The following is a 24,110-nucleotide window of genomic DNA, read 5'->3' as shown; positions in this document are numbered from 1 at the left end:
CAAGCCCCGGTAGCGACTCCCGTACCGGGGCTTTTTATTGACCAATCCATCTGTTTAGGAGAAGGAAATCCCATGTTTCAAGGTTCGATAGTTGCCCTGATCACCCCATTTCGACAGGGCCAGCTGGACGAGGCCGCACTGGCTCGCCTGGTGGAGTGGCACATAGAGCAGGGAACCCATGGTATAGTGCCGGTCGGCACGACCGGGGAGAGCCCGACCCTGACCCACGATGAGCATTGCCGCGTAGTGGAGCTGGTGGTCAAGCTGGTGGCCGGGCGCATTCCCGTGATCGCAGGTGCAGGCTCCAACAACCCGGTTGAAGCCATTGAATACACCCGCTATGCCGAGCAGATGGGAGCGGATGCCACCCTGCATGTGGCCGGTTACTACAACCGCCCCAATCAGGAAGGGCTCTACCACCACTTCAAGGCGGTGCACGACGCCACCACCAAACCCATCATCGTCTACAACATTCCGCCCCGCGCCATCGTTGACGTGCAGCCGGCGACCCTGGCCCGTCTGGCCGAGTTGCCGCGCATTGCCGGCGTGAAGGATGCCACCGGTGATCTGGCCCGCCCCTGGGTTGAACGCCAGCTCATCAAGAAGCCGTTTGCCTGGCTCTCCGGTGAAGACGCCACCGCCGTGGCCTACAACATCGGTGGTGGCCAGGGTTGCATCTCGGTGACGGCCAACGTGGCCCCCAAGCTGGTGGCCGAGGTGCAGAACCTGGCGCTGGCCGGTGAGTGGCAAGCTGCCCGCGAATTGCAGGACAAGCTCATTCCGCTGCACCAGGCCATGTTCGCCGAGCCGAGCCCCGCAGGGGCCAAGTATGCGGTCTCCCTGCTGGGTCTGTGCAGCGAAGAGTGCCGTCTGCCGGTGATGCCGCTCTCCGAGGCCACCCGCGAGCGCATCCGCAGTGCCATGCAGGCATTGAATCTGTTGTAAAAACTGGGCTCTGGATCTCGCTTTTGATTGCCCGGTCAATTAATGGCCGGGCTTTGCCGATATACTCGCTTGGATACAACCAAGGATGATTTGGCATGGAAGAATGGGATCCGGAGCACTTCACCAGTTTTGAACATCTCTGTGAAGTGACCTTGTCTGCGGTCAGGGAAAAAACAGAGGCTGAACAGATCTATCTGTGGCTGCGTGCTCCGACGCCCCAGCTCTATCACTATCGCCCGGAACAGGGTCTGCTCTGCCTGAGCGCCGACATCCTCTCTTCCCTCGAGTTGCCCATCCTCTTCATCGAACGTTCCCTTGCGCTCGGCCAGTTGCTGGTGGAGCCCATCGCGCCGACCCGTGCCATCTGGGAGCGGGAGAGCGTCGAACCCGAGATCCCGCGCCTGCGTGCCAGCTTCCCCCTCAAGCGTCACAAGGGGCTGGAGGCCGTGATCTATCTGGAAACCCGCCGTCGTCTCGATCGCCTGCCAAGACGCCAGCAACAGAGCATCCAGCTGCTCATGCATTATCTCGCCGCCGAGCTCGAGAGTCGGCGACTCGCGGGACAGGTGGATCTGGAGCGGGATCAGCGGCTCCACACCCAGGCAGACCTCGTGCGCAGCCAGGCCCTGCAGGACTCTTTCCTCAGCATGCTGCAGGCGCTGCATCAGGTGGGGGTCAAGCTCTCCCGCTGCGAGAGCGAGGATCGTCTGCTGCACGACGCGGTGGCACTGGCCCGCCAGGAGTTGCAGTTCGATCGCATCGCCATCTTCCTGACTGACAGTGAATTCAAGACCATGCACGGTACCTGGGGTACCAACGAGGCGGGTGAGCTCATCGACGAGCGCCATTTCATCAGCCCCATTCCGGATCACCCCACGGTGCAGGAGGCGCTGCGTCGCAAAGACTATGTCCTGGTGCTGGAGGACACGCCTCTCTATTACGAGAAGCAGGAGGTGGGTCGCGGCTGGAACGCCATGGTGTCGCTCTGGGACGGGAGTACCCCCATCGGCTGGATCGCCGCCGACAACCTGCTCTGGCGGCGCCCCCTCAAGGCGTATCAGAGCGAGATCTTCAAGCAGTATGCCGCCGTGCTCTCCCAGTTGCTGATCCGCCAGCGCACCCAGGAGAAGCTTGAGCGCTTCAATCGGGAGCTGGAGCTGAGGGTGCAGGAGCGGACCCGGCAACTGGCCGATACCAACCGGGCGCTGGAGGAAGCCAACCGGCGCCTCTCTCTGCTGTCTCTGGAAGATCCCCTGACTGGCATCGCCAACCGCCGCCAATGGGACATCACCATGGAGCGGGAGTGGGAGCGGGCTCGGCGCCATCAGGGGGTGCTGGCGGTGCTGATGATCGATGTGGACGAGTTCAAGTCCTACAACGATCACTTCGGCCACGGCAAGGGGGATCAGTGCCTGCAGCGGGTGGCGGCACTGCTGCAGGACACCGAGCGGCGGCGCACCAACCTGGTGGCCCGCTATGGGGGGGAGGAGTTTGTCATCCTGCTGTGTTCACCGCAGCCGGGAGAGGCGGAGCGGCTGGCGGAGCAGATCCACCACGGCCTTGACGCCTTGCAGATTCCCCATCCGGCCTCCCGGGTGGCGGCGACACTCACCGTCAGCATCGGGTTCAGCTATCTGGTCCCGTCATCGGACAAGGAGTGGCAAACCCTGACCGAGCAGGCGGATCAGGCACTCTATCACGCCAAATCCCAAGGGCGTGCCTGTACCCTGGCCTATCGCTGACACCTGCGTGGGGGCTACCTCCTGGCATCGCCCTGTATAAATGAGGTGGCAAGCGTTTCTCGCCATCTGGCGCATGGCGATGCGCCCGCTCTCTGGCTAGAATGGGGGCCCATTTTTCACAGACAGATCCTGCACCATGACCCTATCCGGATTTCAAGGCCTGGTTTTCGACCTCGATGGCACTCTGGTGGACTCCATGCCCTTGCACCTGGCCGCCTGGGAGCACACCGCCCGCGAGTTTGGCTTTCGGTTCGACGCCGACTGGTTTTATGAGCTGGGAGGCATGCCCAGCCGCAAGATAGCCCTGCTGGTGGCCGAAGTGCAGCAGATCGCGCTGGATCCCCTGGTGGTGACACGCTGCAAGACCGAACACTATGTCGCCAACCTGCACAAGGCCACCCCCTTCCCGGCCATGCTGGATCTGGTGGAACGCTATCACGGCCGGATCCCCATGGGCATAGGGACAGGCTCCCCCCGTATCAATGCCGAAGCGGTGCTGCGCAACACAGGGCTGGATCGGTATTTCCCCGTGGTGGTCACCGCCGACGACGTGGAGCTGCACAAACCCCATCCAGACACCTTCCTGCTGGTGGCGCGACGCCTGGGGGTCGAGCCCGGTCAATGTCTGGTGTTCGAGGACACGGGCATAGGCGCACAGGCCGGTGAAGCGGCCGGCATGCAGGTCTGCATGGTCAGAGAGGGAAAACCGGTCGGGTTGACCTACTGAGTAACGAAGACGAGCGGGTCAACAACCTGCTCGGGAGAGAAGCCCCACTCTCATACGGGACAGGCGAAACATGAGAGTGGGGAGCAGATGTCACTGGCTGACGCAGCGACACCGTCAGGATGGGCGGGGGCGAGATTTACTGCTCGCTGCCGCCACCCTGGTTGTCGTCATAACGGCTGGGTGCGCCATGGGGGCGCGGCGCCATGGAAACCCGTGGCTTGCGGGCCCGCTGGATGCTGACGGCAGGACGGCCGGAGTGCATGGCAATGGTGGAAATCTTGGCCTTGTAGACCAGTTGCTGATTGCCATGGGCATCGGTCAACAGCACGCTGTACTGGTCAAAACCGCTGATGGTCCCCTCCAGCTTGATGCCGCTCACCAGGAAGATGGCGACCTGGCTACGGTTTTTGCGCAACCAGTTGAGGGCAGAATCTTGCCCGTTCCCGAGGGAGAAGGCCTGCTCGATAGTGGAGTAGCTTGGGGATTCAGTTGTCATAAATTATTGTCCCGCGGAAAAAAAGTGGCGTTTGATTGTGCTAAATGGTCACTGCCTTGTCAAAGTCATTCTCACTCCCGGGCAGGATGGATAACGACAGGGCTGGTCGGCAGGGGCCGCTGCTGCAATAATTGGCGGCTCTGGCCCCGTGGCGGGCCTCATGCTGGGGTCTTATCTTGCATCCGGTTTCACACCAACATCCACCCACCTATACCCATGACGCGACCGCCTGCGAAGAGTGTGACCTGCTGGTGCCGGCCACCGAGCTGGCCGTGGGGGAGACGAGCAGTTGTCCGCGCTGCGGCCATACCCTGACTCGTCATCTGCCGGAGCAGGAGCGCAGGCCCATCGCCTATGGCTTTGCGGCCATCATCATGTTCGTGCTCTCCAACGCCTTTACCTTCATGTCGTTCTCGGCCAAGGGGGTGGGGCAGGAGATGACCTTCCTGCAGTGCATCACCACCCTGGTGGATCAAGGCTACCTGTTCCTCGGGGCCGTGCTGAGCATTACCCTGATCGGGTTGCCGCTGGTCTATATCGGCTCCATCATGCTGGTGCTGTGGCGCCTGGACAAGGATCTGCACAGCAAGGCCCTGCGCTCCCTTGGCCGCCTGTTGTGCCGGATCAAGCCCTGGCTGATGGTGGACGTCTTCCTCATCGGCGTGCTCATCTCTCTGGTGAAGCTGATGGGGATGGCCGACATCAAGATGGGGCTGTCGTTCTGGGCCTTCGTTGGCTACACCCTGCTGCTCATCAAGATGATCTCCTCCCTGGATCGGATGTGGCTGTGGCAGCGGCTGTTCGGCCCGACGGCGGCGAGGGAACTGGATCCCGAGGAGAGCGCCCTGTCGTGCGGTCTGGTGGGCTGTCACATCTGCGGCGCCCTGAACGAGCAGGATGCCCATAGTTGCGTTCGCTGCGGGGATCACCTGCACAGCCGCAAGCCGGGTGGTCTGAACCGCACCTGGGCCCTGCTGATCACTTCGGTGATCCTCTATGTCCCAGCCAACCTTTATCCCATCATGGACACCGTGTTCCTGGGGGATGACAGCCCCTCGACCATCATGGGCGGGGTGGTGCTGCTGTGGGCCATGGGCTCCTACCCCATTGCCGCCGTCATCTTCTTCGCGAGCGTGGTGGTGCCGCTGGTGAAGATCCTGGCGCTGCTGTGGCTCTGCTACGTGGTGCAGCGCGGCCAGGGGGCATCTCCCCTCGGCAAGCTCAAACTCTATCGCATGACCGAATTTGTGGGGCGCTGGTCGATGATCGACGTCTTCGTGGTGGCCATCCTGGCCGGTCTCATCCGGCTCGACAATCTGATGACCATCTACCCTGGCCCTGCGGCCGTCGCCTTTGCCGGGGTCGTACTGGTCACCATGGTGGCTGCCATGAGTTTCGATTCCCGCCTGATCTGGGATTTACAACAAGGAGAACGCGAACGTGAGTGAGCGTAAGACAAGGTGGAAACCGGGCTCTGATTTCATGAGTTCGGCTGCCGCTATCTGGATGGTGCCCTTGCTGGCCCTCTTCATCGGCGCCTGGATGCTGTTCCAGCACTGGTATTCACAAGGGCCGAGCTTCACCCTGACGGTGGCGACCGCCGAGGGCATAGTGGCGGGCAAGACGGTGATCCGTTCTCGTGAAGTGGAGGTGGGCCGTATCGAGACGGTGGAGCTCAGCGAGGATTACAGCCATGCCGTGCTCAAGGCTCGCCTGACCAATGCCGCCGCCGGCATGCTCAAGAAAGACAGCCAGTTCTGGGTGGTCAAGCCCAGGGTCGGGCGTGAGGGCGTTTCCGGTCTTGGCACCTTGCTCTCCGGTGCCTATATCGAGCTTTCTCCCGGCAAGAAGGGCAGGGCGCGAAGCGAATACGCCATGCTGGACAGGCCACCCCTGGCATCCCTGGATGCCAAGGGATTGCGGCTCTCCCTGTCCAGCCGGGATGCCAACGCGCTGGGTGCGGGCTCCCCCATCAGCTATCAGGGATTCACCATCGGCCAGGTCGAAGAGGCCAAGTTCCTGCCCGAGAAGAGCGAGATGCAGTACCAGCTCTTCATCAACGCGCCTTATGACGTCCTGGTGAGCAGCAACTCCCGGTTCTGGCTGACGCCCGGCTTCGAGGTCTCCATGAGCAGCGAGGGGATGAAGGTGAAGATGGACTCGCTGGAGAGCCTGATCAACGGCGGCATCACCATGGGGCTGCCTCCCGGCTGGTTGCCGGGGGAGCCGGTGAAACAGAACGACGAGTTCGTGCTGTTCAAGGACGAGGAGAGCGTGCTGGCCGGTAGCCTGGATCAGTTCATCGACTATGTCTTCCTGTTCGACAATGATGTGGGCGGGCTGCATCCCGGCGCGGCGGTACAGTATCGCGGCATCCGGGTCGGTACCGTCATCTCGGCTCCCTATCTCATCGACGACAAGGGCGTCCAGCTGTTCAAGAGCCGGCAGATCCCGGTGCTGGCGCGCATCGAGGTGCAGCGTCTCTCCCACCGTTATGCCAATGCGGAGAAGGAGCAGTGGCGGGCCTTGTTCAACAAGCAGTTCAAGGAAGGGCTGAGGGCCAGCCTCAAGACCGCCAGCCTGTTGACGGGGGGCAAGGTGATCGATCTGAACTTCTATCCGGATGCGCCTGTCTATCAGCCGCTCAAGATGGCGGGCTATCAGGTCTTCCCGACTGCCCAGGCCGGGCTGGATCAGATCGAACGCAAGGTGAATCTCATCCTCGACAAGTTCGTCGACATGGACATGGCCACCACCCTCACTCAGGTCAACAGCACCCTGATGACGCTGGACAAGACGCTCAAGCATGTCAGTGCCGTGAGTGCGAATCTGGAGCAGTTTACCGGTCAGCAGTCGACCCAGCAGTTGCCGGCCTCCCTCAACCAGAGCCTCAAGCAGTTGCAGGAGACGTTGCAGACCTATGATGCCGGTTCCCAGACCAATCAGGAGCTGCGTCAGTCGGTGCAATCCCTCAACCAGCTGATGAGCGAGTTGCAACCTCTGGTCCATTCACTGAACGAGCAGCCGAGTTCGCTGATCTTTGACCGCGCTCGTCCGCGGGATCCCGAGCCCAAGCGAGGAAAATGATGAAAAAACGGATGATGACGCTGGCCTTGCTGGGCCTGCTGGCGGGATGTGGCAGTGCGCCGACGACGCTGCATTACTATTCGCTGGATGCCGACACGGCGCCGTCGAGTGTCACCACGGCGCAGCCGCAGCACCAGTTGGTGCTGCGCCCCGTCGCCCTGTCCGGTCAGCTTGACCGGATGAGCCTGGTCTATCAGCTGGAGGGCAAGGAGCTGCACTTTGCCGAGTACCATCGCTGGGCAGGTTCCCTCGATGCCCAGTTGAACCAGTTGACCCTCAATGGCCTTTCCAGCCGCTTGCCTGGCTGGGTGGTGCGTCAGGACGGGGCCCGCAAGGGGCCTGTGCTGAGCATCTCGGTCGAGCGTTTCCAGGGGCGGCACGACGGCCGCGCCCTGCTCAGCGGTCGCTGGCGCCTGCTGACGGAGGAGGGGGTCGTGTTGAGAGATGTTCCCTTCCAGCAGGAGCGGGTGCTGCCTGCCGATGGGTATGGCGCCCTGGTGAACGAGCTGGGGCAGGGCTGGCAACTGTTGCTCGATCAGATTGCGGCGGATGTGCGCACGCGCAGCTGAGGAAGCATAAAAAAAGACGGGAGGCCATGGCCTCCCGTTTTGTTTGGGGTCGTCGTTATTGCTGTACTTCCGAGACGCCCTGTACCTTGACCTCTACCCGGCGATCCGGGGCCAGGCAGACGATCAGCTCGCGCTTGGATTTGCTGGTGCAGCTGTCGCCGGTGACGGGAGACTGCTTGCCACGCCCTTCCACATTGACCTTGCCGGCAGGCAGGCCCTTGCCAATCAGGTAATCGGCCACGGTCCTGGCACGCTGCTCGGACAACTTCTGGTTGTAGGCCTCGGAGCCGATGCGGTCGGTATAGCCGATGACGGTGGCCGACCCGTCTTTGGGTCTGGCCTCTTCAATCTGGCTGTAGAGGGTATCCAGGGCCTGCCCGGCCTGGGGCTTGAGGGTGGCCTTGTTGAAGTCAAACAGCACGTCCGAGCTCAAAGTGAACTGCTTGTCGACCATCACGGGCTCGGGCGCGGGGGCGGGAGCTGCGACCGGCAGAGCCGGTGCAACCTGACCGAAGCGATAGACGGCGGCCAGGGAGAGCAGGCCGTTGTCCATGCGCAGGCCGGTATCGTCACGGCTGCCATATGGGGTGCTGTACTGGTATTCGAGGCGGGCTGCCCAATCCAGGCTCAGGGCATACTCCGCACCGAGGGCGCCGACGAAGGTGAAGCGGCTGTCGTTTTCCAGCTGATCGCTGTCGGTCCAGCCATAGCCGCCCCCGACACGGCCGTAAAGGTCCAGATTGTCCGCAACCGGGAACCCCAGTTTCAGAGTGAGCTGGGCCAGCTGGGCTTGCACGGAGTCATTGAAGGCCGCGCCATTGCGGGTGCCGCTGTACTTGAGCTTGCCAAGGTAGTCATAACCGAGTTCGACACCCAGATTCTGGTTGATCTGGTAACCGGCGAAGGCACCGGCGCCGACTTCATCGTCGTCTTTGTCGGTGATGGCGATGGCGTTGCTTTCATCGACACCGTAGAAGTTGGACCAACCCAGTTTGGCACCGCCATACCAGGTGTTGTCTTGTCCGGCTGCCTGGGCGTTGGCCGCAAGCAAGCCTGAAACCAGCAAGGTAATCAGTGTTTTGTTCATAGATGCCTCTGCAATCTTGTGTGTGGGGAGCGCGAATTCATGTCGCCTCGCCTCGTGGGTTGGGCCTGTGTTCGACCACAACACGTTTAAACGTAGCTCGCTTTTTTCAATCTACAAGCAACTGATATAAAACATATTGTGATATCCATCTGCATCATAGTGGAGACGGAAGGCCGCCGGGGAACCGTGACCCGAATCTGTGATGGGTGTCATATGGGTTGCGCTTTGCCCTTGTGGGCAAGAGGGCCGGTGAAGCGCCGGCCCTGGCAGGATGGCCTCCGTTATCGAGGGAGGAATTCGTACTCCTGTTCGATGAAGGCGGCAGCCCGCTCGCTCAGGGCGGCGTGTACCACTGTGGTGGGGTGGACCTGGTCCCAGAACATCTTGCCTTCACAGTTCAGCTCGCCCGCACTGCGGCGCGCCATGGGCGTTGCGACGGCCTGAGCCAGCAGGGGGTTGCCAGCGATGGCCAGGCGCTCCTCGGGATTGAAGGGGGCCAGTCGACTGTCGGTGGCGGCGTTGCGGGAGGCAAACGGCTTCCACACATAGCCGCCGCCATAGCAGGCGTGCTCGGTGTCGCTCAGGCCGAAGTTCTGCGGCTCGCGCAGCATCTCGGCAAACTGCTTGTCGATCTCGAACAATTTCACCATGCCGGTGGGGGCCAGCTGGCGTGCCAGGTTCAGCAGCAGCTGGTTGTGGTAAGCGGAGACATGGCTGGCCGCCTCGACCACCTTTTGGCTGCGGGCCGAGGGGTTCTGGCCCAGATCAGGCAGGTTGAACAGCAGAATCTGCTTGGCGCCGTTCAATACCATGCGGTTGGCCGCATCGCTGATGGCATCGCGCACCCGCTTGGCATCCTGCTCGGTGTTCCAACCATAGGCCAGGTAATCGTTGGCACCGACCCAGAGGATCACCAGATCGTCGGGCTTGAAGCTGTCCTTTTGCAGGAACTGGGTCACCTCGTAATCTAGGTTGTTGATGACCTGATACTTGGGATTCCAGGAGATCTTGTTGTAGGCCACGGCAGTGGCGCCCCCTTCCGCCTCGTTGGCGATGGCGAGGCCCGGGAAGTGCTGGGTGAGCTGCTCCAGCCAGACCGGGCCGTTGGAGAAGCGGCCCTGATGGTAGGGCGGGCTGGAGGGGAGGTAACCGCGCATCTTGTCGTACATCTTGCCGGTATCGGAGAGGCTGTCGCCGAACATCACGATGCGGGAGAAGGGGGGACGCGTCTCGGCGGCATGGGCCGTGAGGGCGAAGAGACCCAATAAACACAAAAGCCATTTGTTCATGTAGCTGTTCTCATGGATGGGGCAGGGCGGGCCTGCGGGCTGTTCCTCGATGGCGGCGGGCTGGGAACCCGCATGGCCAGGCGAGAAGGTATCCACTCGAATACATTTTTGCAGCATGCCGTGGCCATTTAATCGCTTGCGATCACATCACTCCTCCCTGAATGGGGAGGCTTCACGTTTGTTTCACGCGCCCCTGGGCAAGATGCCCTCATACCGCAAAGACAGGAGCATGAAATGAACAACGCAAAAGCAATCGCCCTGGTGGCCCTGATGTCCGTCTCTTCCTTCGCCATGGCGGCCTACACCGGCCCCAAGGAGCAGAACAAGGTATCGGTCGCCCAGTTGAAAGACGTGGCCGATGATCAGTGGGTGACCCTGGAAGGCAAACTGGTCAAACACCTGGGTGGCGAAAACTACCTGTTCCGTGACGACAGCGGCGAGGTGGAAGTGGAGGTGGACGGTGACGTGTGGCGCGGTACCGAGGTGGGCCCTGACGATCTGATCCGCGTGCGCGGCGAGGTGGACCACAGCTGGAACAAGACCGAAGTCGAGGTGGAACACCTGGAGAAGGTGGGGGCAGCGCCCCTGAGCAAGGGCGGCTTCATCGCCAAGTAAGCTTTCAGGCCACAGTAAATGAGAAGGGCGCTCCAGGAGCGCCCTTCTTGCATGCCATCAGCCAGCCCGGCTTGCGACGGTTCGCTTGAACCCCTTCTCGGCCTGATTGACCTTGTAGAGATAGCGGCGAGCCTCTGCCTTGGGATGTTGTTCGGTCAGTACCTGATAGACGGCCTCGGGGGAGAGGCGGTTGATCATGCCGGGGGCCGCCTTGCGATCGTTGGAGAAGGTGTTGAGCACCCCTCCCGCACCACCGTTGTAGGCGGAGATCACCGCATAGCGGCGGGACTGGGGATCCTGGATATCCGCCAGATAGACGGTCTGCAGCAGGTGCAGGTAGGCGGTCCCCACATCGATGTTGTAGGCCGGATTGAACAGATCTTCCCTGGTCGGCTGGCCATCTTTGCCCTTGACCCTCACATAGACATCCCGCCCAGCGGTAGCCGGGATAACCTGCATCAGGCCATAGGCGTTGGCGTGGCTGACCGCATAGGGGTTGAAGCTGCTCTCGGTCTTGATCACTGCGTAGATGAGACTCTCGGCGACCCCGTACTTGCGGGAGGCGTCGCGGATGATGCTGGCGTATTTGTAGCCGCGCCTGTCTTCGTGGTTGGCCACCATGGGAATGTCGATGAAGAAGATGTTGCGGATCCCGAGGGTGCGCTTCTTCATCGCGTTGGCGATCAGATAGTCGGCATAACGCTCTGCACGCCAGCTGGAGCGGATCGCTTGTCCCTGGTTGTCCAGCACCTGGCCATAGAGGAAGGGCTCGCCACCTGGCATGATCTCACGGTCGGAATAGAGGTCGACCTCTGCCGGATCGTCCGGGGTCAGCAGGGTTTCGATGATGGCGCGACGCAGGTGGGCGCGGGGATCCAGACCCGAGACGGTCTCCACCATGATGTGACCGCTGGAGAAATCGATGTGGGCGCGGCTCTTGTACTGATCCGTGTATTTGACGTAGTCAAACTTGCCCGCGAACAGCGCCTCGCGCCCCCATATCTCGTTCACGTTATGGGAGAGCGCACTGATCATGTGTTCAAAACCGCGCACGTCCTTGCCGTTGACCAGATCATCATCGCCACTCCCGCTGGTCTGGGGTGTGGATGAACAGGCAGAGAGAAACAGCAGGGCGCACAGCAGCCCAAAAAAACGACCCATAAGATCCTCAAACCGGGCGGTGGGGCCGCCCGTCACTGACTGGCCTGAGCCAGGATTGGTGTCACCCTGCGGCATATTGACGACTCAGGGGGACGCTGGCCCTTTGACTCGATTCCCGCTCACTGGCTGGGAGGGGTGTAGCCGTCGATCTGGACTTCACCCGCGTCGAACAGATAGCTGACCATCTCTTTTTCCAGCAACTGGCGGTGCTCGAGATTCATCATGTTCAGTTTCTTCTCGTTGATCAGCATGACCTGCTTCTTCTGCCACTCGGTCCAGGCTTCCTTGCTGATGTTGTCGAAGATCCGCTTGCCGAGTTCACCGGGGTAGAGTTGGAAATCGAGACCCGGCGCTTCTTTCTTCAGGCGCAGGCAAAATACGGTACGGCTCATGTTGACCTCTGTGGTTGCAAGTCTGGTTGTAAGTCCGGGTAGGCGAGCAGACGGGCCGTGGCCGCCGCCAATCCCACCTCGGCAGGATGGCGTAAGTTATACCAGAGTCGGGTATCCGCTTCCATGAGCAGGGGGGCGGGCGGAACAGCCATTTCGATCAGCAAAGGGCGGATATCGAGGTGGAAGTGGCTGAAAGTGTGACGAAATCCAGCGAGCTCCTGATAGGCGGCATCCTCCAGCCCCAACTCCCGCAGTCGTCCGGTCACCTCGGTGAGGGATTCCACCTGCGGGAAGCAGTAAAGCCCGCCCCAGATCCCTTGCGGCGGACGCTTCTCCAGCAGCAGCTGATCGCCGTGGCGGATGATCAGCATAATGCCGTTGCGTGCCGGAATGCTCTTCTTCGGCTTGCTGTGAGGGTAGGCGGTGGGGTTGCCCTGCGACAGCCCCTGGCAATCGGCCTGCACCGGGCAGCGCTCGCAGGCGGGCTTGCTGCGGGTGCAGACGGTGGCCCCCATGTCCATCATGGCCTGGTTGTACTGGGCCACCCCGACGCGCGGGGTGAGGCGGGTCGCCAGCTCCCAGAGATCGTGCTCGACCTGCTTCTGGCCCGGCCAGCCCGCCAGCGCCAGCCAGCGGGTGAGTACCCGCTTCACGTTGCCATCCAGGATGGCGTGGGGCTGGCCCAGAGAGAGGGAGAGCACGGCCCCGGCGGTGGAGCGACCGATGCCGGGCAGGGCCATCACCTCTTCCAGTTGTTCCGGAAAGAGGCCGCCGTGCAGATCGCGGATCTGCTGGGCAGCCTTGTGCAGGTTGCGGGCGCGCGCGTAGTAGCCAAGCCCGGTCCAGTGATGCAGCACCTCGTCGATGGGGGCGTTGGCCAGGGCCAGCACGTCGGGGAAGCGGGCCATGAACCGCTCGTAATAGGGGATGACAGTGGCAACCTGGGTCTGTTGCAGCATGATCTCGGAGACCCAGACCCGGTAGGGGGTCTTGTCCTGCTGCCAGGGCAGGGTCTTGCGGCCGTGGATCTGGTACCAGTCCAGAATGCGGGTGGCGAAGGTGGTGTTGTCTGAGTGGCTCACAGTGTGCTCATGTTCTGATGATAAGTCCGCCCGCCATCAGGAGGGCGATCCCCGACCCGGCGCATGGCAAAGGTCGAGTGTAGGTTATTGATTAAAAAGGGGAGCTCTCGGGCTCCCTCAGAATGGGCGGTGACCCTCCCGGGGGAAGGCCACTGGATGCCGGCAGATCAGCCGCGCCAGTCTTGCAGCGCCTTGAGGCTGGCATACTGGCCGCCGACCTGCAGGACGATGTAGTCCTGGGCGATGGCAGCCAGGATGACACCGGGGGCGATCTCATTACCCTCGCGCCACTCCCGTCCATTGAGCACGACGGCCCGCTTGGCCGGGTCGGAGGAGTAGTTGTGGGCACCATAGGTCAGGGACGGTACCTGCTGTTTCAGGGCCGGGGCCAGGGCGCCGAGGGGGATGGCACTGGTCTGGACCTGAGCCTGGGGCGCACTCTCTTCCACCAGCGGCGTGTTGTTGAGGGCGGCCATCAGCCGTTCTGCCAGACTCTGTCCCCCCTGGTTTGCGGTAGTCGCAGCCGGGGTTGCGGCAGGTCTTGGAGCGACCACGGGCTCCGGCAGGGGGGGCGGCAGCGGCCGGGTGATCATGGGCCTGGGTTCGACCCGCACGAAGGGGGGAGTCACCACTTCCTTCACTTCGACCTGCTGTTCCACGGGTTTGAGGTGATAGAGGTGCCATCCATAGTTGGCGGCGGCGCCCATCACCAGGGCCAGGGGCACCAGGGCCCACCAGATCCAGCGGCGGTTGGGCTCCTCTTCCTGGCTCACGGGCAGACCCATGAGCGGCATATGGGGGGTGAACTGGGGCTGGTCGGCCCGGCGCAGGGCTTTGAGCAGGGTGGACATCAGGAGGCCTCCTCGACCATGGGATCCGTCTCATCATCCGCCACGCTGTCGAGATCGACCGGCGTACTGGCTCGCAGGGATTCATCCTCCAGCCTGGGCATGGGTTCGCCGGAGGCCACATTCAGCCGCAGCAGGGTGTTACTGCCGGCGATGCCGTCCGGGGTCAGTCCCTGCTCGCGCTGGAACTGTTGCAGCTTGTTCTTGAGGGTGGCATCAAAGCGGCTCACCTTGCGATCGGGTTGCTGCATGGCGCGGCTAAGGGCGTTGTCCAGCCACTGCACCTGGGCAGCCCCGGCATTGCTCGCTATCAGGGGCACGTTGCCCCTGGGCATGCGCCAGAGCAGGGTGTAGCTGCCGCCCCAGGCGTCGGAGAGCCACTGCCTGTCCACCTGCCAGCTCTGGTTGCCGATGAGCAGGGAAGCCTTGTCCGCCCCAAGGCTGACCAGGGTGGCGTAATAGAGGCCGCCGGTCTCGTCGGTGAGACTGATGAGGGCCGGGTATTGCAGCGCCTGCAATTGCGCCAGGGAGGCTTCTCCCTCCTGGCAGCGCAGGCCCGCACGGGGGGCATTGTCGCAGGTTGCCTCCTCCAGCTCGGCCTGGTAGCCCCATACCTTGTAGAGATTCTGCATGGCGACGTCCGGCTCCAGCGCCTGATTGATGGCGCGGGTCAGCTGGGCTTGCTGCTCCGGCGTGTCATCCACCTTGACCGGTACCTCGACCTTGACCAGGGGGCGGGCTGGGAAGAATCCGAAGAATTGCCAGCCCCACCAGCCGGTGGCGACCAGCAGGGCGCCCACCAGGGCGACCGTGAGGCCGGATTGCCAGCTTCCCTCGTCGCGAATGCCGCTCACCTCATACGCGGACTGGCTGATGTCCCCGTGCACTATCTTGTGGCTGCCACGGGCGAAGGCGGCGATGAGGGCGCGGTCGCAGATGAGGTTGATGAGACGGGGAATGCCCCCGGAGAGGCGATGCAGGGTCTGGATGGCCCTGGGGGTGAAGATGGGCTGGACGCAGCCTGCCACCTGCAACCGGAAGCGTACATAGGCATCCACATCCTGGCGCGACAGCGGCAGCAGGTGATAGCGGGCGGTGATCCGCTGCGCCAGCTGGCGCAGCAGGGGCTGGCGCAGCATCTGTTGCAGCTCGGGCTGGCCGATGAGCACCACCTGCAGCAGTTTCTTCTCGTCTGTCTCCAGATTGGTGAGCAGTCGCAACTGCTCCAGCACGCCGGGCAGCAGGTGCTGGGCTTCATCTACCAGCACCACGCTGCGCTTGCCTGCCGCCAGATTCGCCAGCAGATGATCCCGGATAAGGTCGAACAATTGCTTGAGGCTGGCCTCTTCGCCGTAGGGCAACTGGAATTCGTCGCAGATGGCGGCCAGCAGATCCCGCTCGGTCAGAGAGGGATTGAGGATGTAGGCGATCTCGGTGTCGGCGGGCAATTGCTGCAGCAGGCAGCGGGAGACGGTGGTCTTTCCCGTACCCACTTCCCCGGTCAGCAACACGAAGCCGCCACCGTCCTGCAACCCGTAGTTGAGGTGGGCGAGGGCCTCCCCGTGACGCTCGCTCATATAGAGGTATTTGGGGTTGGGCGAGATGGAGAACGGGGGCTCCGACAGACCGAAGAACTGTGTGTACATAAGGATCCATTCCATTGTTATGGGCGGCAGGTTAAAGCCTCCCAAAAGGGATGTCAAAGACCCGGATACCATAAGGGGAGCTGGCTCGAACCACGGGCTGAGTCGCCCGGGACGATGGCGGGAAGCAGCCGCCCGGCCGAGTGATGGCGAGTCTGGTTCGACGGGTGCACATCGTCTCTCTTGGCCAAAAGCGGTATCATCGGGGCAAGTTTATCGAGGGAGAGTGCGCGTGCAGATTTATCTGGTCGGAGGGGCGGTGCGGGATCGCCTGTTGGGATTGCCCCAGGGGGATCGGGATCACCTGGTGGTCGGCGCCACGGTGGAGCAGATGCTGGGTCTCGGATTCACCCAGGTGGGCCGAGACTTTCCGGTCTTTCTTCACCCCAAAACCCAGCAGGAGTACGCCCTGGCGCGCACCGAGCGCAAGCAGGGGCAGGGTTACACCGGCTTCGTCTGCCATGCCTCCCCCGAGGTGACGCTGGAGCAGGATCTGCTGCGCCGGGATCTCACCATCAACGCCATCGCCGAAGATGAGGACGGGCAACTGCACGATCCCTACGGCGGCGTGCAGGATCTGGAGGCGCGGTTGCTGCGCCATGTCTCGCCGGCCTTTGCCGAGGATCCCCTGCGCATCCTGCGGGTGGCGCGCTTCGCCGCCCGTTTCCATGCCCAGGGGTTCGTGGTGGCCCCCGAGACGCTGGGGTTGATGCGCGAGATGACGGAGGCTGGAGAGCTGGCCCACCTGACCCCGGAGCGGGTCTGGAAGGAGCTGGAAAAAGTGCTGCTGGGGCCGACACCCCAGATCTTCTTCGAGGTGCTGCGCGAATGCGGCGCACTCAAGGCGCTCTTTCCCGAGCTCGATGCCCTGTTCGGTGTGCCGGCCCCTGCCAGATGGCACCCGGAGATCGACACCGGCATCCACACCATGATGGTGCTGGCGCAGGCATGTCGTCTCTCCCCCGAACTGACCGTGCGCTTCGCGTCCCTCTGCCACGACTTTGGCAAGGGGCTGACCCCGCCCGCCTTCTGGCCGAGCCATCATGGCCATGGCCAGAAGGGGTTGCCGCTCATTCGGGATTTTTGCGAGCGCTTCCGGGTGCCGAACGAGTGTCGCGATCTGGCACTGCTGGTGAGCGACCTGCACACCCATATCCACATTGCCTTCGAGCTCAAGCCCGCGACCCTGCTCAAGGTATTCGACAAGGCCGATGCCTGGCGCAGACCGGAGCGCTTTGCCCAGCTGCTCGATGCCTGTCGCGCCGACTTCCACGGTCGTACCGGCTTCGAAGAGAAAGTCTACAGCCAGCCGGACTATGTCGCCGAGGCCCTGGAGGCGGCGCAGGCTGTGCCGGTCAAGGAGATAGTGGCGGCCGGCTTCAAGGGGGAGGCAATCCGCGAGCAGCTTGCCAAACGGCGGCTCGATGCCATCAGCCGGGTGCGCGACGAGTGGACCTTTATCGAGGAGTAAACGCCGCAGCCGATCGACGGCGTGATATGGGCGAAGCATAAAAAAGCCCGGGTCAATGACCCGGGCTTTTTGTCGTGCGGCGTGGGCGGCTCAGGAGAAGCAGGCCTGCAACACGTAGAAGATGGCGATGGCCAGGATGGCGCCCGCGGGCAGGGTGATGACCCAGGAGACCACGATGTTGCGCAGCACGCCCAGGTTCAGGGCCGCGATGCCCCGTGCCAGACCGACGCCCATGACGGCACCCACCAGGGTCTGGGTGGTGGAGATGGGCAGACCGGTGCCGGAGGCGATCACCACGGTGGCGGCAGTGGCCAGCTGGGCGGCGAAGCCACGGCTCGGGGTCAGGTGGGTGATGCCGGTGCCGACGGTCGCCATCACCTTCTCGCCCATGGTGGCCAGACCGATGACGATGCCGATGCCGCCAAGGGGCAGGATCCACCAGGCGATGTGGGAGCTGCCGCCGATCTCGCCGCCGGCCGCCACGATGGAGGCGACTGCAGAGAGCGGACCGATGGCGTTGGCCACGTCGTTGGAGCCGTGGGCGAAGGCCATGGCACAGGCGGTGATGATCATCAGGATGCCGAACACCTTCTCCACGTTGGCGAAGTGCATCTTGCTGTCATCTTTCGGGTTGTACTGCTGGCCGCGGATATAGATCCAGCCGGCAAACGCCACCGCGATGGAGATGGCGACGGAGAGCAGGACGCCCTCGCCATTGCTCAGGTGCAGACCGACGTGGGTCAGCCCCTTCTTGATGGTGACCAGGCAGATGACCAGGGACGTCAGGAACATGTAGAAGGGGACATAGCGCTTGGCGTTGTCCAGGGGGTTGTCCGTGTTGAAGATGAGCTTCTGCACGCTGATGAACATGAAGTAGGCGATGATGCCCGAGATGGCCGGCGTGATGATCCAGGAGCCGACGATGCCGCCAAACTTGTTCCACTGTACCGCTTCCGGACCGATGCTCACCACGGCGAAGCCCACGATGGCGCCGATGATGGAGTGGGTGGTGGAGACGGGCCAGCCGAAATAGGAGGCCAGGATCAGCCACAGACCCGCAGCCAGCAGGGAGGCGATCATGCCGAGCACCAGCAGATCCGGCGTGTCGGCAAAGGCGTTGCTGTCGATGATGCCGCTGCGGATGGTTGCCGTCACTTCGCCACCGGCCAGATAGGCACCGGCGAACTCGAAGATCATGGCGATGATGATCGCCTGACGGATGGTCAGGGACTTGGTGCCGACCGATGTGCCCATGGCGTTGGCGACGTCGTTCGCACCAATGCCCCAGGCCATCAAAAAGCCGAACAAGGCCGCCACGAGCACCAGGGTGGTGCCGTAATTTGCGATAATGTCCATTAGTAGTGTTTACCCAGTCAGTCGATTACGAACGAGCCAGCATCAATTCCAGACGGGCGCCAACGCGCTCTGCCTGATCAGCCAGGTCACCTACCCATTCGAGGATCTTGTAGAGGAACATAACGTCGATCGGATTGTATTTGTGCTCAACGGCTTGCAGCTGTTGGCGCAGTCCGATCTGCATGGTGTCAGTATCGTCCTCGATGAGATCCAGCTGGTGGATCATCTCGGCAACCATTTCAACTTCACGTCCTTTAAAGCCGGTTTCGAGCAGCTCATCGAGTTCTCCGATGGCTTTTTCGGCTTGGGCGGTCGCATCGATACAGCGTTTGAGATAGGCCATGAAATCGGCGCGCATCTCGGTGGGGAATTCCATCTTGCGGCCAAGCATGCGACCGGAAATATCCTTGGCACGGTTGGCAATCTTGTCCTGCTGGGTCAAGAGCTCCAGCAGATCGGTACGGGCGACCGGCAGGAACAGGCCGCGAGGGAGTTTCAAGCGGATTTCGCGCTTGAGGATGTCCGCTTCTTTTTCCAGCTGGGCGATCTGTTGCCGGATCTTCTCGGCATCTTCCCAGCGGTCTTCGGCAACGGCATCAAAGAAGGGAATGAGCTGTTCGCAGCACACGTGAACCTTGACGATATGCTTCTGCAGCGGCTTGATGGGGGACTTGGCAAAAAGACCCAAAATAGTATTTACTGGCATGGCCAAACCTGTGTCGGTGAAAAAACACTCGATACGATTTTATGAGGGGCGCATGGTAACCGAACTGTGCCATCAATAAAACCGTGAATTAATCGTGAACTGTCGCTGGCATTATATCCTCGCGACCCTGAACATGCCCCCCAAAGTTGCCCGCCAGCCCGGAATGACTATGCAAACTGAGATCGAGATAAAGTTTTTCGTCACCAGCAATATTCAAGAATCCCTCTCCAACCTTCTGAATTCACTAGAGATTATCTCTTCCAATCAAGCCGCTCTTGGCAACGTCTATTTCGACACGCCCGATCTGGGTTTGCGTGGGCTCGAGATGGGGTTGCGCATTCGTCGCAGCGATGATTTTTCCGAGCAGACCATCAAGTGCCGGGGGCAGGTCGTGGGCGGATTGCACGCCAGACCCGAGTACAACACCCCGGTAGAGGGCATCATTCCGACCCTGTCTGCCTTTCCTGCCGATATCTGGCCGAGTCTGGCAGTGCGCGATGAACTCCAGAGCCGTCTGGTGGCCCAGTTCAGCACCGATTTCCTGCGCCGCCACTGGCTGATCGCATTCGGAGATGCCGAGATCGAGCTGGCCTGGGATCAGGGGGAGATTGTCGGTGCCCTGGGGCGTACCGAGCTCGACGAGCTGGAGCTGGAGCTGAAATCCGGCGATGCCCGCGCCCTGTTCACCCTGGCGAGCAAGCTGGCGGCGCTGGGAGGATTGCGGCTGGGTGCCCAGTCCAAGGCGCAGCGCGGATACAGGCTGGCTGGGCTTGGCAAGCCACTGACCGTGCAGCCCCTGCAAGGGATTGAGAGCAAAGATCAGAAGGCCTGCATTACCCTGGGTCTGCAGCACTGGCAGCATCATGAGCAGCTCTGGCTCGAGAGTGGCGATGCTGGCGAACAACAACGGGCGCTGCATGCCCTGCTCGAGGGGGTATCCCTGGTTGCCGAGGCAGCAGGCACGCTGACGGTGCCCCCCTCCTGGCTGGCCGACCTGCAGGCGCAACAGCGTCTGATGATGCAGGTATCCGGGGATCGTGCATCACTGCATGCCCTGTTCCACCATGCCGACCTGGTGGGCCTGCTGCTGTCCATCGCGGCCTGGCTGCATCTGGGGGAGTGAATCTTAAGTGGTGCAGAGCGCAAAAAGGTGAGCCCGGGCTCACCTTTTTTATGGCAGTTGCACCTTGAGCGGCGCTATCAGTTCACCACGGCCACGTTGATGGTGCCGTTGCCCTGGGTCATGCGGACCCGGGCGCCAGGCACAAAGGTGGGGCTGGCCTTTTGTACCACCACGATGGATTCGCCGTTCTCTTTCTTGATCTCGAGCTCGACCCCGTCAACCTGGTTGAGTTTGTCCCCTGCCGCCTTGCCGGCCGCCGCACCCGCGATGGCGCCACCGGCCGCCGCGATGTCACTGCCACGACCGCCGCCTATGGTGCTGCCGAGCAGGCCGCCGACCACGGCACCGCCAATGGTGCCGATCAGGGAGTTCTCATCGGCCTGGATCTTGACGGGGCGGGTGGAGAGGATGGTGCCATAGCTGACGGTCTGTACCTGCTTGGCGCGATCCTTGGTGTAGACATCGCCGGAGTAGACGTCGCTGTTGGCACAGCCGGTGATGGCGGTGGTGGCCGCCAGCAGGGTGACGAGAGCAATACGTTTGAACATGATGGGCCTCCTGGGCGGGCATCGGATTAATCTGGTGATGAATTGCACTTTACGCCAACCAGATTGCGCATTAAACCCGCAAAGTGTAACCAATTATGTGGCCGGAAGGCTCTCGTGCCGGTGGTGGATGGTCAGGTCAGGGCTTTTTCCAGCAGCAGGCGATCCTCGCCTGGCCCGAAGTAGCCTCTCTCTTCTGCCAACTGCTGATAACCCAGCCTGAAGTAGAGGCGCTGGGCCGGATTGGCGGGATCAACGGTCAGTCTGACCCGCTCAACTTCCAGTTTCAGCAGTCCCTGCTCCACCTGCAACATCATTTGCTCGGCCAGGCCGAAGCCGCGCGCTTCGGGACGCACCGCGAGGGAGAGCAGCCAGCCCTGCGACCGATCCTGACCAAGCCCGCCCAGGGCATAGCCCAGCAGCCGGCCTTCCCGCTCCGCGACGACCAGCAGTTCGGGCCACAGATCCATGGCCTGGCGAAAGAAGAAACCGGGGTAGACATCCTCGCCGAAGACATCGGCATCTATCTGCCAGATGGCGTGCATGTCGGTGTGGGTGGCAAGGCGCAATACGGGGGACGAGTGCATCGGGGCTCCTCTCATCGGGTCTCTGCTGCGGGGCAGCCAAAAAGGAGGCACAGGGTAGAAGGGGCGGGGAGTCGATGCAAGGGGGCATTTGTGGCATGCCGCGGATAAAGAAACAGGGCCCGCAGGCCCTGTGTCATCAGAGGAGGCTGGTCGCCTGCTCCAGCCAGGCGAGATCCTCGCCCTCCAGCAGCGGGCTCAGGCGGCGGTAGACCTCCGCATGGTATTCGTTGATCCAGCGGAACTCCGCCGGGCTCAGCAGGCTGCGATCGATGAGGCGGATGTCGAACGGCACATAGGTCAGTCGCTCGAAGCCCAGCATCGTCAGCTCGCCACGGGCTTCCTGCTCGGTCACCACCACCAGGTTTTCACAGCGGATGCCGAAGGCATCTTCCCGGTAGTAGCCCGGCTCGTTGGAGAGCACCATGCCCGGCTGCAGGGCCACCAGGCTGCCCTTGGGGGCGATGCGCTGCGGACCTTCGTGCACGCTGAGGAAGTGGCCGACCCCGTGGCCGGTGCCATGGTCGTAGTTGTAACCGGCCTGCCACAGGGGCATGCGGGCCAGCACGTCGAGCTGGATGCCGGCAGTGCCACGGGGGAAGCGGGCCTGATCCAGCGCGATGTGACCCTGCAGTACCCGGGTGAACATCGCCTTGTGTTCGTCGGTCAGCTCACCCACTTTGACGGTGCGAGTGATGTCGGTGGTGCCGTCCAGGTACTGGGCGCCGGAGTCCACCAGATAGATGCTGTCCTGGCCGAAGGCGCGCGGGGTACCGTTGGTGTGGCGGTAGTGGCACATGGCGGCGTTGGGGCCGAGTGCCGAGATGGTGTCGAAGCTCGGCTCCACATAGTGCTCCTGCTCGTGGCGGAAGGCTTCCAGCTGGTCGGCCAGGGTGCCTTCGTCCACACCGTCGAACTCGCCGCTGGCGATCAGGCGATCCAGCCAGGCCAGGAAGCGGGTGACGGCAACGCCGTCGCGCAGGTGGGCGGCACGCATGCCGGCCAGCTCCACGGGGTTCTTGCACGCCTTGGGCAGCATGGTGGGATCCTGGCCGGCCACCAGAATGGCGCCCGCCTCTTCCATCACGAGCTGGGTCCAGGCGTTGGCGGTGTTGGGGTCGGCCAGCACCTTCTGCTGATCCTCGCCGATGCGCTGCAACACGTCACCCAGCTTGTCGATGGGGTAGACGGAGACATCCTGCCCCACGTGCTGGCTGAAGGCGAAGCAGTCGATCTTGTCGGTGTCGACGAAGAAATCCATGGTGGCGTTGGCGTAGAGCACCGCAAAGCCCAGCACCACCGGCAGGCGTTCCACGTCGCGACCACGCAGGTTGAGCAGCCAGTTGATGGGCTCGGCCTGGGTCAGCAACACCGCATCCAGCCCGCGCTTGCGCAGATCGCTGGCCAGCATTTCGCGCTTGGCCTGGCTGGACTGGCCCGCCAGCTCCTCGCTGTAGAGGATGACAGGGCTCTTGGTCGGAGCGGGACGATCGCTCCAGTGCAGATCGATGGGGTTCTCGTCGATGCGCACCAGCTCGATGCCGTGATCGGCCAGCACGGCGTTGGCGTTCTGATACCAGGCCAGGCTGTGCAGGCGGGCATCGAAGCCGACCCGGGAGCCTGAGGGCAACTGCTCCGCCAGCCACTGCACGTGGGGGTCTTCATTGAGGTGGAGAAACTCGAACAGCTCGGCCGGCGCCTGCATGCGGGCCTGCACGGTATAACGACCGTCGATGAACAGGGCCGCCCGATGCGCCAGGATGATGGCGAGCCCGGCGGAGCCGTTGAAACCCGTGATCCAGTCCAGCCGCTCGGCATAGGCGGGAATGTACTCCCCCAGATGCTCGTCGTCGTGGGGAACGATGAAGGCGTCCAGCTCCAGCGTGGCCAGTGTGGCCCTGACCTGGGCGACGCGGGTTTCAATAATCTCGAAATGGTTCATGTCGTTATTGCCAGCTTGTGGTGATGTGAGTGTTCATTGATGGTGGCCGCTTGCCAGGATCTGTCTGATCGACTGGCCTGCCGCCTCGATGTGTTGCTTGAGCAGTACCACTGCCTCGTGCTTGCGCCGGGCGCGGCACAGTTCAAGGAGTCGGGCGTGCTCCCGCTCGGCCTTGTCCACGCCGCCCTGGGCGAACAGCAGTTCGAAACGCACATAGCGGTCGCAGCTCAGATTGATCTGGGCGATCAGTTCCAGTGCCTGGGGGCGATTGGCTGCCTGGTAGAGGGTGGCGTGAAAGCGGTGATTCAACTCGGCCCAGTGTTCGATCTGGGTGCCAGACTCCAGCGCCAGATCAAACTGGGCGAGGATGGCTTGCGCCTGGGCGAAGGTCTCCTCCGTCATCAGGTCGACGGCGTGGAACAGGGTATCGGCTTCGAGCAGTGCCCGCAAATAAAAGAGCTCCTCGATGGCCGAGGCATCCAGCATGGTCACCACGGCGCCGCGATGGGCCTCGAACTTCACCAGCCCCTGGGCTTCCAGTTGCATCAGGGCCTCCCGCACCGGGATGCGGCTCACCGCCAGCTCCTTGGCGATGGCGTCCTGGCGCAGGGGGGCGCCCGCTGCAAACTCGCCACGCAATATCCGGCCGCGGAGGTTCTCCATCACCATCTGGGTTCGGGTCTTGTAAGGTGGGGTCATG

Annotated in this window: 23 protein-coding genes; 9 read left to right on the top strand and 14 right to left on the bottom strand. The window is 62.5% G+C overall.

Translation table 11 applies throughout. The features are described 5' to 3' along the window. Positions 1 to 72: 72 nt before the first annotated feature. The 3 genes from dapA (at position 73) to I6L48_RS01115 (ending at position 3,414) form a co-directional block, all read left to right on the top strand. Positions 73 to 945 (top strand): 4-hydroxy-tetrahydrodipicolinate synthase, encoded by an 873-nt coding sequence (gene dapA / locus I6L48_RS01125; RefSeq protein WP_039040606.1) that lies wholly within the window; start codon positions 73 to 75, stop codon positions 943 to 945. A gap of 95 nt (positions 946 to 1,040) precedes the next feature. Beyond that, positions 1,041 to 2,687, top strand: a complete 1,647-nt coding sequence (locus I6L48_RS01120) for a diguanylate cyclase (RefSeq protein WP_113069012.1) — start codon at positions 1,041 to 1,043, stop codon at positions 2,685 to 2,687. 136 nt (positions 2,688 to 2,823) lie between these two features. Beyond that, positions 2,824 to 3,414: an HAD family phosphatase gene (locus I6L48_RS01115; RefSeq protein WP_041211731.1), complete on the top strand. Its 591-nt coding sequence runs from the start codon at positions 2,824 to 2,826 to the stop codon at positions 3,412 to 3,414. Positions 3,415 to 3,550: 136 nt separating this feature from the next. Here the strand turns inward: I6L48_RS01115 and hfq are convergent, their stop codons facing one another. After that, on the bottom strand, positions 3,551 to 3,910 hold the full coding sequence (hfq, locus tag I6L48_RS01110) for an RNA chaperone Hfq (RefSeq protein ID WP_039040603.1): 360 nt from the start codon (positions 3,908 to 3,910) through the stop codon (positions 3,551 to 3,553). Between the two features lie 176 nt (positions 3,911 to 4,086). Between hfq and I6L48_RS01105 the strand changes: the two genes are divergently transcribed. The 3 genes from I6L48_RS01105 to I6L48_RS01095 are packed head-to-tail and all read left to right on the top strand — an operon-like array spanning position 4,087 to position 7,566. After that, positions 4,087 to 5,358 carry a paraquat-inducible protein A gene (locus I6L48_RS01105; RefSeq protein WP_041211730.1) on the top strand — a complete coding sequence of 424 codons (1,272 nt, stop codon included), beginning with the start codon at positions 4,087 to 4,089 and terminating at the stop codon, positions 5,356 to 5,358. Then, a complete protein-coding gene (gene pqiB, locus I6L48_RS01100) occupies positions 5,351 to 6,997 on the top strand; it encodes an intermembrane transport protein PqiB (protein WP_069651939.1) in 1,647 nt (548 codons plus the stop codon). Before I6L48_RS01105 ends, pqiB begins: the two co-directional genes overlap by 8 nt. Beyond that, positions 6,997 to 7,566, top strand: coding sequence for a membrane integrity-associated transporter subunit PqiC (locus tag I6L48_RS01095; RefSeq protein ID WP_043152838.1), 570 nt, complete (start codon positions 6,997 to 6,999; stop codon positions 7,564 to 7,566). The genes pqiB and I6L48_RS01095 overlap by 1 nt, the downstream gene beginning before the upstream one ends. A gap of 55 nt (positions 7,567 to 7,621) precedes the next feature. Here I6L48_RS01095 and ompA read toward each other — a convergent pair whose 3' ends face one another. Both ompA and I6L48_RS01085 read right to left on the bottom strand, forming a co-directional pair. Then, positions 7,622 to 8,653 carry a porin OmpA gene (ompA, locus tag I6L48_RS01090; protein ID WP_010675746.1) on the bottom strand — a complete coding sequence of 344 codons (1,032 nt, stop codon included), beginning with the start codon at positions 8,651 to 8,653 and terminating at the stop codon, positions 7,622 to 7,624. Between the two features lie 281 nt (positions 8,654 to 8,934). After that, a complete protein-coding gene (locus tag I6L48_RS01085) occupies positions 8,935 to 9,942 on the bottom strand; it encodes an SGNH/GDSL hydrolase family protein (protein WP_113070587.1) in 1,008 nt (335 codons plus the stop codon). A 234-nt stretch (positions 9,943 to 10,176) separates the two neighbouring features. Between I6L48_RS01085 and I6L48_RS01080 the strand changes: the two genes are divergently transcribed. Continuing rightward, positions 10,177 to 10,557: a YgiW/YdeI family stress tolerance OB fold protein gene (locus tag I6L48_RS01080; protein WP_039040598.1), complete on the top strand. Its 381-nt coding sequence runs from the start codon at positions 10,177 to 10,179 to the stop codon at positions 10,555 to 10,557. 57 nt (positions 10,558 to 10,614) lie between these two features. Here the strand turns inward: I6L48_RS01080 and mltC are convergent, their stop codons facing one another. The 5 genes from mltC to I6L48_RS01055 all read right to left on the bottom strand — a co-directional run bounded on the left by mltC (position 10,615) and on the right by I6L48_RS01055 (position 15,686). After that, positions 10,615 to 11,718, bottom strand: coding sequence for a membrane-bound lytic murein transglycosylase MltC (mltC, locus tag I6L48_RS01075; RefSeq protein WP_010675743.1), 1,104 nt, complete (start codon positions 11,716 to 11,718; stop codon positions 10,615 to 10,617). Positions 11,719 to 11,837: 119 nt separating this feature from the next. Further along, entirely contained in the window at positions 11,838 to 12,110 is a 273-nt protein-coding gene (locus I6L48_RS01070; protein WP_010675742.1) for an oxidative damage protection protein, read from the bottom strand. Next, positions 12,107 to 13,192, bottom strand: a complete 1,086-nt coding sequence (gene mutY / locus I6L48_RS01065) for an A/G-specific adenine glycosylase (RefSeq protein WP_042014850.1) — start codon at positions 13,190 to 13,192, stop codon at positions 12,107 to 12,109. Before mutY ends, I6L48_RS01070 begins: the two co-directional genes overlap by 4 nt. A gap of 167 nt (positions 13,193 to 13,359) precedes the next feature. Then, complete coding sequence (gene exeB / locus I6L48_RS01060) at positions 13,360 to 14,043, bottom strand: GspB family T2SS assembly factor variant ExeB (RefSeq protein WP_010675740.1); 684 nt, start codon at positions 14,041 to 14,043, stop codon at positions 13,360 to 13,362. After that, positions 14,043 to 15,686, bottom strand: a complete 1,644-nt coding sequence (locus I6L48_RS01055; protein WP_010675739.1) for an ExeA family protein — start codon at positions 15,684 to 15,686, stop codon at positions 14,043 to 14,045. The genes exeB and I6L48_RS01055 overlap by 1 nt, the downstream gene beginning before the upstream one ends. A gap of 229 nt (positions 15,687 to 15,915) precedes the next feature. Between I6L48_RS01055 and I6L48_RS01050 the strand changes: the two genes are divergently transcribed. Beyond that, a complete protein-coding gene (locus I6L48_RS01050) occupies positions 15,916 to 17,154 on the top strand; it encodes a multifunctional CCA addition/repair protein (RefSeq protein WP_128312971.1) in 1,239 nt (412 codons plus the stop codon). Between the two features lie 90 nt (positions 17,155 to 17,244). Here I6L48_RS01050 and I6L48_RS01045 read toward each other — a convergent pair whose 3' ends face one another. Together I6L48_RS01045 and I6L48_RS01040 are read right to left on the bottom strand one after the other, a co-directional pair. Beyond that, a complete protein-coding gene (locus I6L48_RS01045) occupies positions 17,245 to 18,510 on the bottom strand; it encodes an inorganic phosphate transporter (protein ID WP_010675737.1) in 1,266 nt (421 codons plus the stop codon). Between the two features lie 25 nt (positions 18,511 to 18,535). Further along, positions 18,536 to 19,216, bottom strand: coding sequence for a TIGR00153 family protein (locus tag I6L48_RS01040; RefSeq protein WP_010675736.1), 681 nt, complete (start codon positions 19,214 to 19,216; stop codon positions 18,536 to 18,538). A 169-nt stretch (positions 19,217 to 19,385) separates the two neighbouring features. Between I6L48_RS01040 and I6L48_RS01035 the strand changes: the two genes are divergently transcribed. Further along, on the top strand, positions 19,386 to 20,339 hold the full coding sequence (locus I6L48_RS01035; RefSeq protein ID WP_113069010.1) for an inorganic triphosphatase: 954 nt from the start codon (positions 19,386 to 19,388) through the stop codon (positions 20,337 to 20,339). Positions 20,340 to 20,416: 77 nt separating this feature from the next. On the opposite strand, the gene I6L48_RS01030 is transcribed toward I6L48_RS01035, so the two are convergent. The 4 genes from I6L48_RS01030 to I6L48_RS01015 form a co-directional block, all read right to left on the bottom strand. After that, positions 20,417 to 20,887, bottom strand: a complete 471-nt coding sequence (locus tag I6L48_RS01030) for a glycine zipper 2TM domain-containing protein (protein WP_010675734.1) — start codon at positions 20,885 to 20,887, stop codon at positions 20,417 to 20,419. A gap of 131 nt (positions 20,888 to 21,018) precedes the next feature. Continuing rightward, on the bottom strand, positions 21,019 to 21,471 hold the full coding sequence (locus I6L48_RS01025) for an N-acetyltransferase (protein ID WP_010675733.1): 453 nt from the start codon (positions 21,469 to 21,471) through the stop codon (positions 21,019 to 21,021). Between the two features lie 136 nt (positions 21,472 to 21,607). Next, on the bottom strand, positions 21,608 to 23,410 hold the full coding sequence (locus I6L48_RS01020) for an aminopeptidase P family protein (protein WP_113069009.1): 1,803 nt from the start codon (positions 23,408 to 23,410) through the stop codon (positions 21,608 to 21,610). Between the two features lie 33 nt (positions 23,411 to 23,443). Further along, on the bottom strand, positions 23,444 to 24,109 hold the full coding sequence (locus I6L48_RS01015; protein WP_029314822.1) for a GntR family transcriptional regulator: 666 nt from the start codon (positions 24,107 to 24,109) through the stop codon (positions 23,444 to 23,446). Between the last annotated feature and the right edge of the window lies 1 nt (position 24,110).

This window comes from Aeromonas sp. FDAARGOS 1418 (assembly GCF_019048585.1).
GTDB lineage: Bacteria > Pseudomonadota > Gammaproteobacteria > Enterobacterales > Aeromonadaceae > Aeromonas > Aeromonas caviae.
This window is presented reverse-complemented; position numbering and strand designations above follow the sequence as displayed.

Bases quoted from the DNA above. Each gene is read 5' to 3' on its own strand.
- dapA (WP_039040606.1), top strand. From the start codon at position 73: ATGTTTCAAGGTTCGATAGTTGCCCTGATCACCCCATTTCGACAGGGC.
- I6L48_RS01120 (WP_113069012.1), top strand. From the start codon at position 1,041: ATGGAAGAATGGGATCCGGAGCACTTCACCAGTTTTGAACATCTCTGT.
- I6L48_RS01115 (WP_041211731.1), top strand. From the start codon at position 2,824: ATGACCCTATCCGGATTTCAAGGCCTGGTTTTCGACCTCGATGGCACT.
- hfq (WP_039040603.1), bottom strand. From the start codon at position 3,910: ATGACAACTGAATCCCCAAGCTACTCCACTATCGAGCAGGCCTTCTCC.
- I6L48_RS01095 (WP_043152838.1), top strand. From the start codon at position 6,997: ATGAAAAAACGGATGATGACGCTGGCCTTGCTGGGCCTGCTGGCGGGA.
- ompA (WP_010675746.1), bottom strand. From the start codon at position 8,653: ATGAACAAAACACTGATTACCTTGCTGGTTTCAGGCTTGCTTGCGGCC.
- I6L48_RS01085 (WP_113070587.1), bottom strand. From the start codon at position 9,942: ATGAACAAATGGCTTTTGTGTTTATTGGGTCTCTTCGCCCTCACGGCC.
- I6L48_RS01080 (WP_039040598.1), top strand. From the start codon at position 10,177: ATGAACAACGCAAAAGCAATCGCCCTGGTGGCCCTGATGTCCGTCTCT.
- mltC (WP_010675743.1), bottom strand. From the start codon at position 11,718: ATGGGTCGTTTTTTTGGGCTGCTGTGCGCCCTGCTGTTTCTCTCTGCC.
- I6L48_RS01070 (WP_010675742.1), bottom strand. From the start codon at position 12,110: ATGAGCCGTACCGTATTTTGCCTGCGCCTGAAGAAAGAAGCGCCGGGT.
- exeB (WP_010675740.1), bottom strand. From the start codon at position 14,043: ATGTCCACCCTGCTCAAAGCCCTGCGCCGGGCCGACCAGCCCCAGTTC.
- I6L48_RS01055 (WP_010675739.1), bottom strand. From the start codon at position 15,686: ATGTACACACAGTTCTTCGGTCTGTCGGAGCCCCCGTTCTCCATCTCG.
- I6L48_RS01045 (WP_010675737.1), bottom strand. From the start codon at position 18,510: ATGGACATTATCGCAAATTACGGCACCACCCTGGTGCTCGTGGCGGCC.
- I6L48_RS01040 (WP_010675736.1), bottom strand. From the start codon at position 19,216: ATGCCAGTAAATACTATTTTGGGTCTTTTTGCCAAGTCCCCCATCAAG.
- I6L48_RS01035 (WP_113069010.1), top strand. From the start codon at position 19,386: ATGCAAACTGAGATCGAGATAAAGTTTTTCGTCACCAGCAATATTCAA.
- I6L48_RS01030 (WP_010675734.1), bottom strand. From the start codon at position 20,887: ATGTTCAAACGTATTGCTCTCGTCACCCTGCTGGCGGCCACCACCGCC.
- I6L48_RS01025 (WP_010675733.1), bottom strand. From the start codon at position 21,471: ATGCACTCGTCCCCCGTATTGCGCCTTGCCACCCACACCGACATGCAC.
- I6L48_RS01020 (WP_113069009.1), bottom strand. From the start codon at position 23,410: ATGAACCATTTCGAGATTATTGAAACCCGCGTCGCCCAGGTCAGGGCC.
- I6L48_RS01015 (WP_029314822.1), bottom strand. From the start codon at position 24,109: ATGACCCCACCTTACAAGACCCGAACCCAGATGGTGATGGAGAACCTC.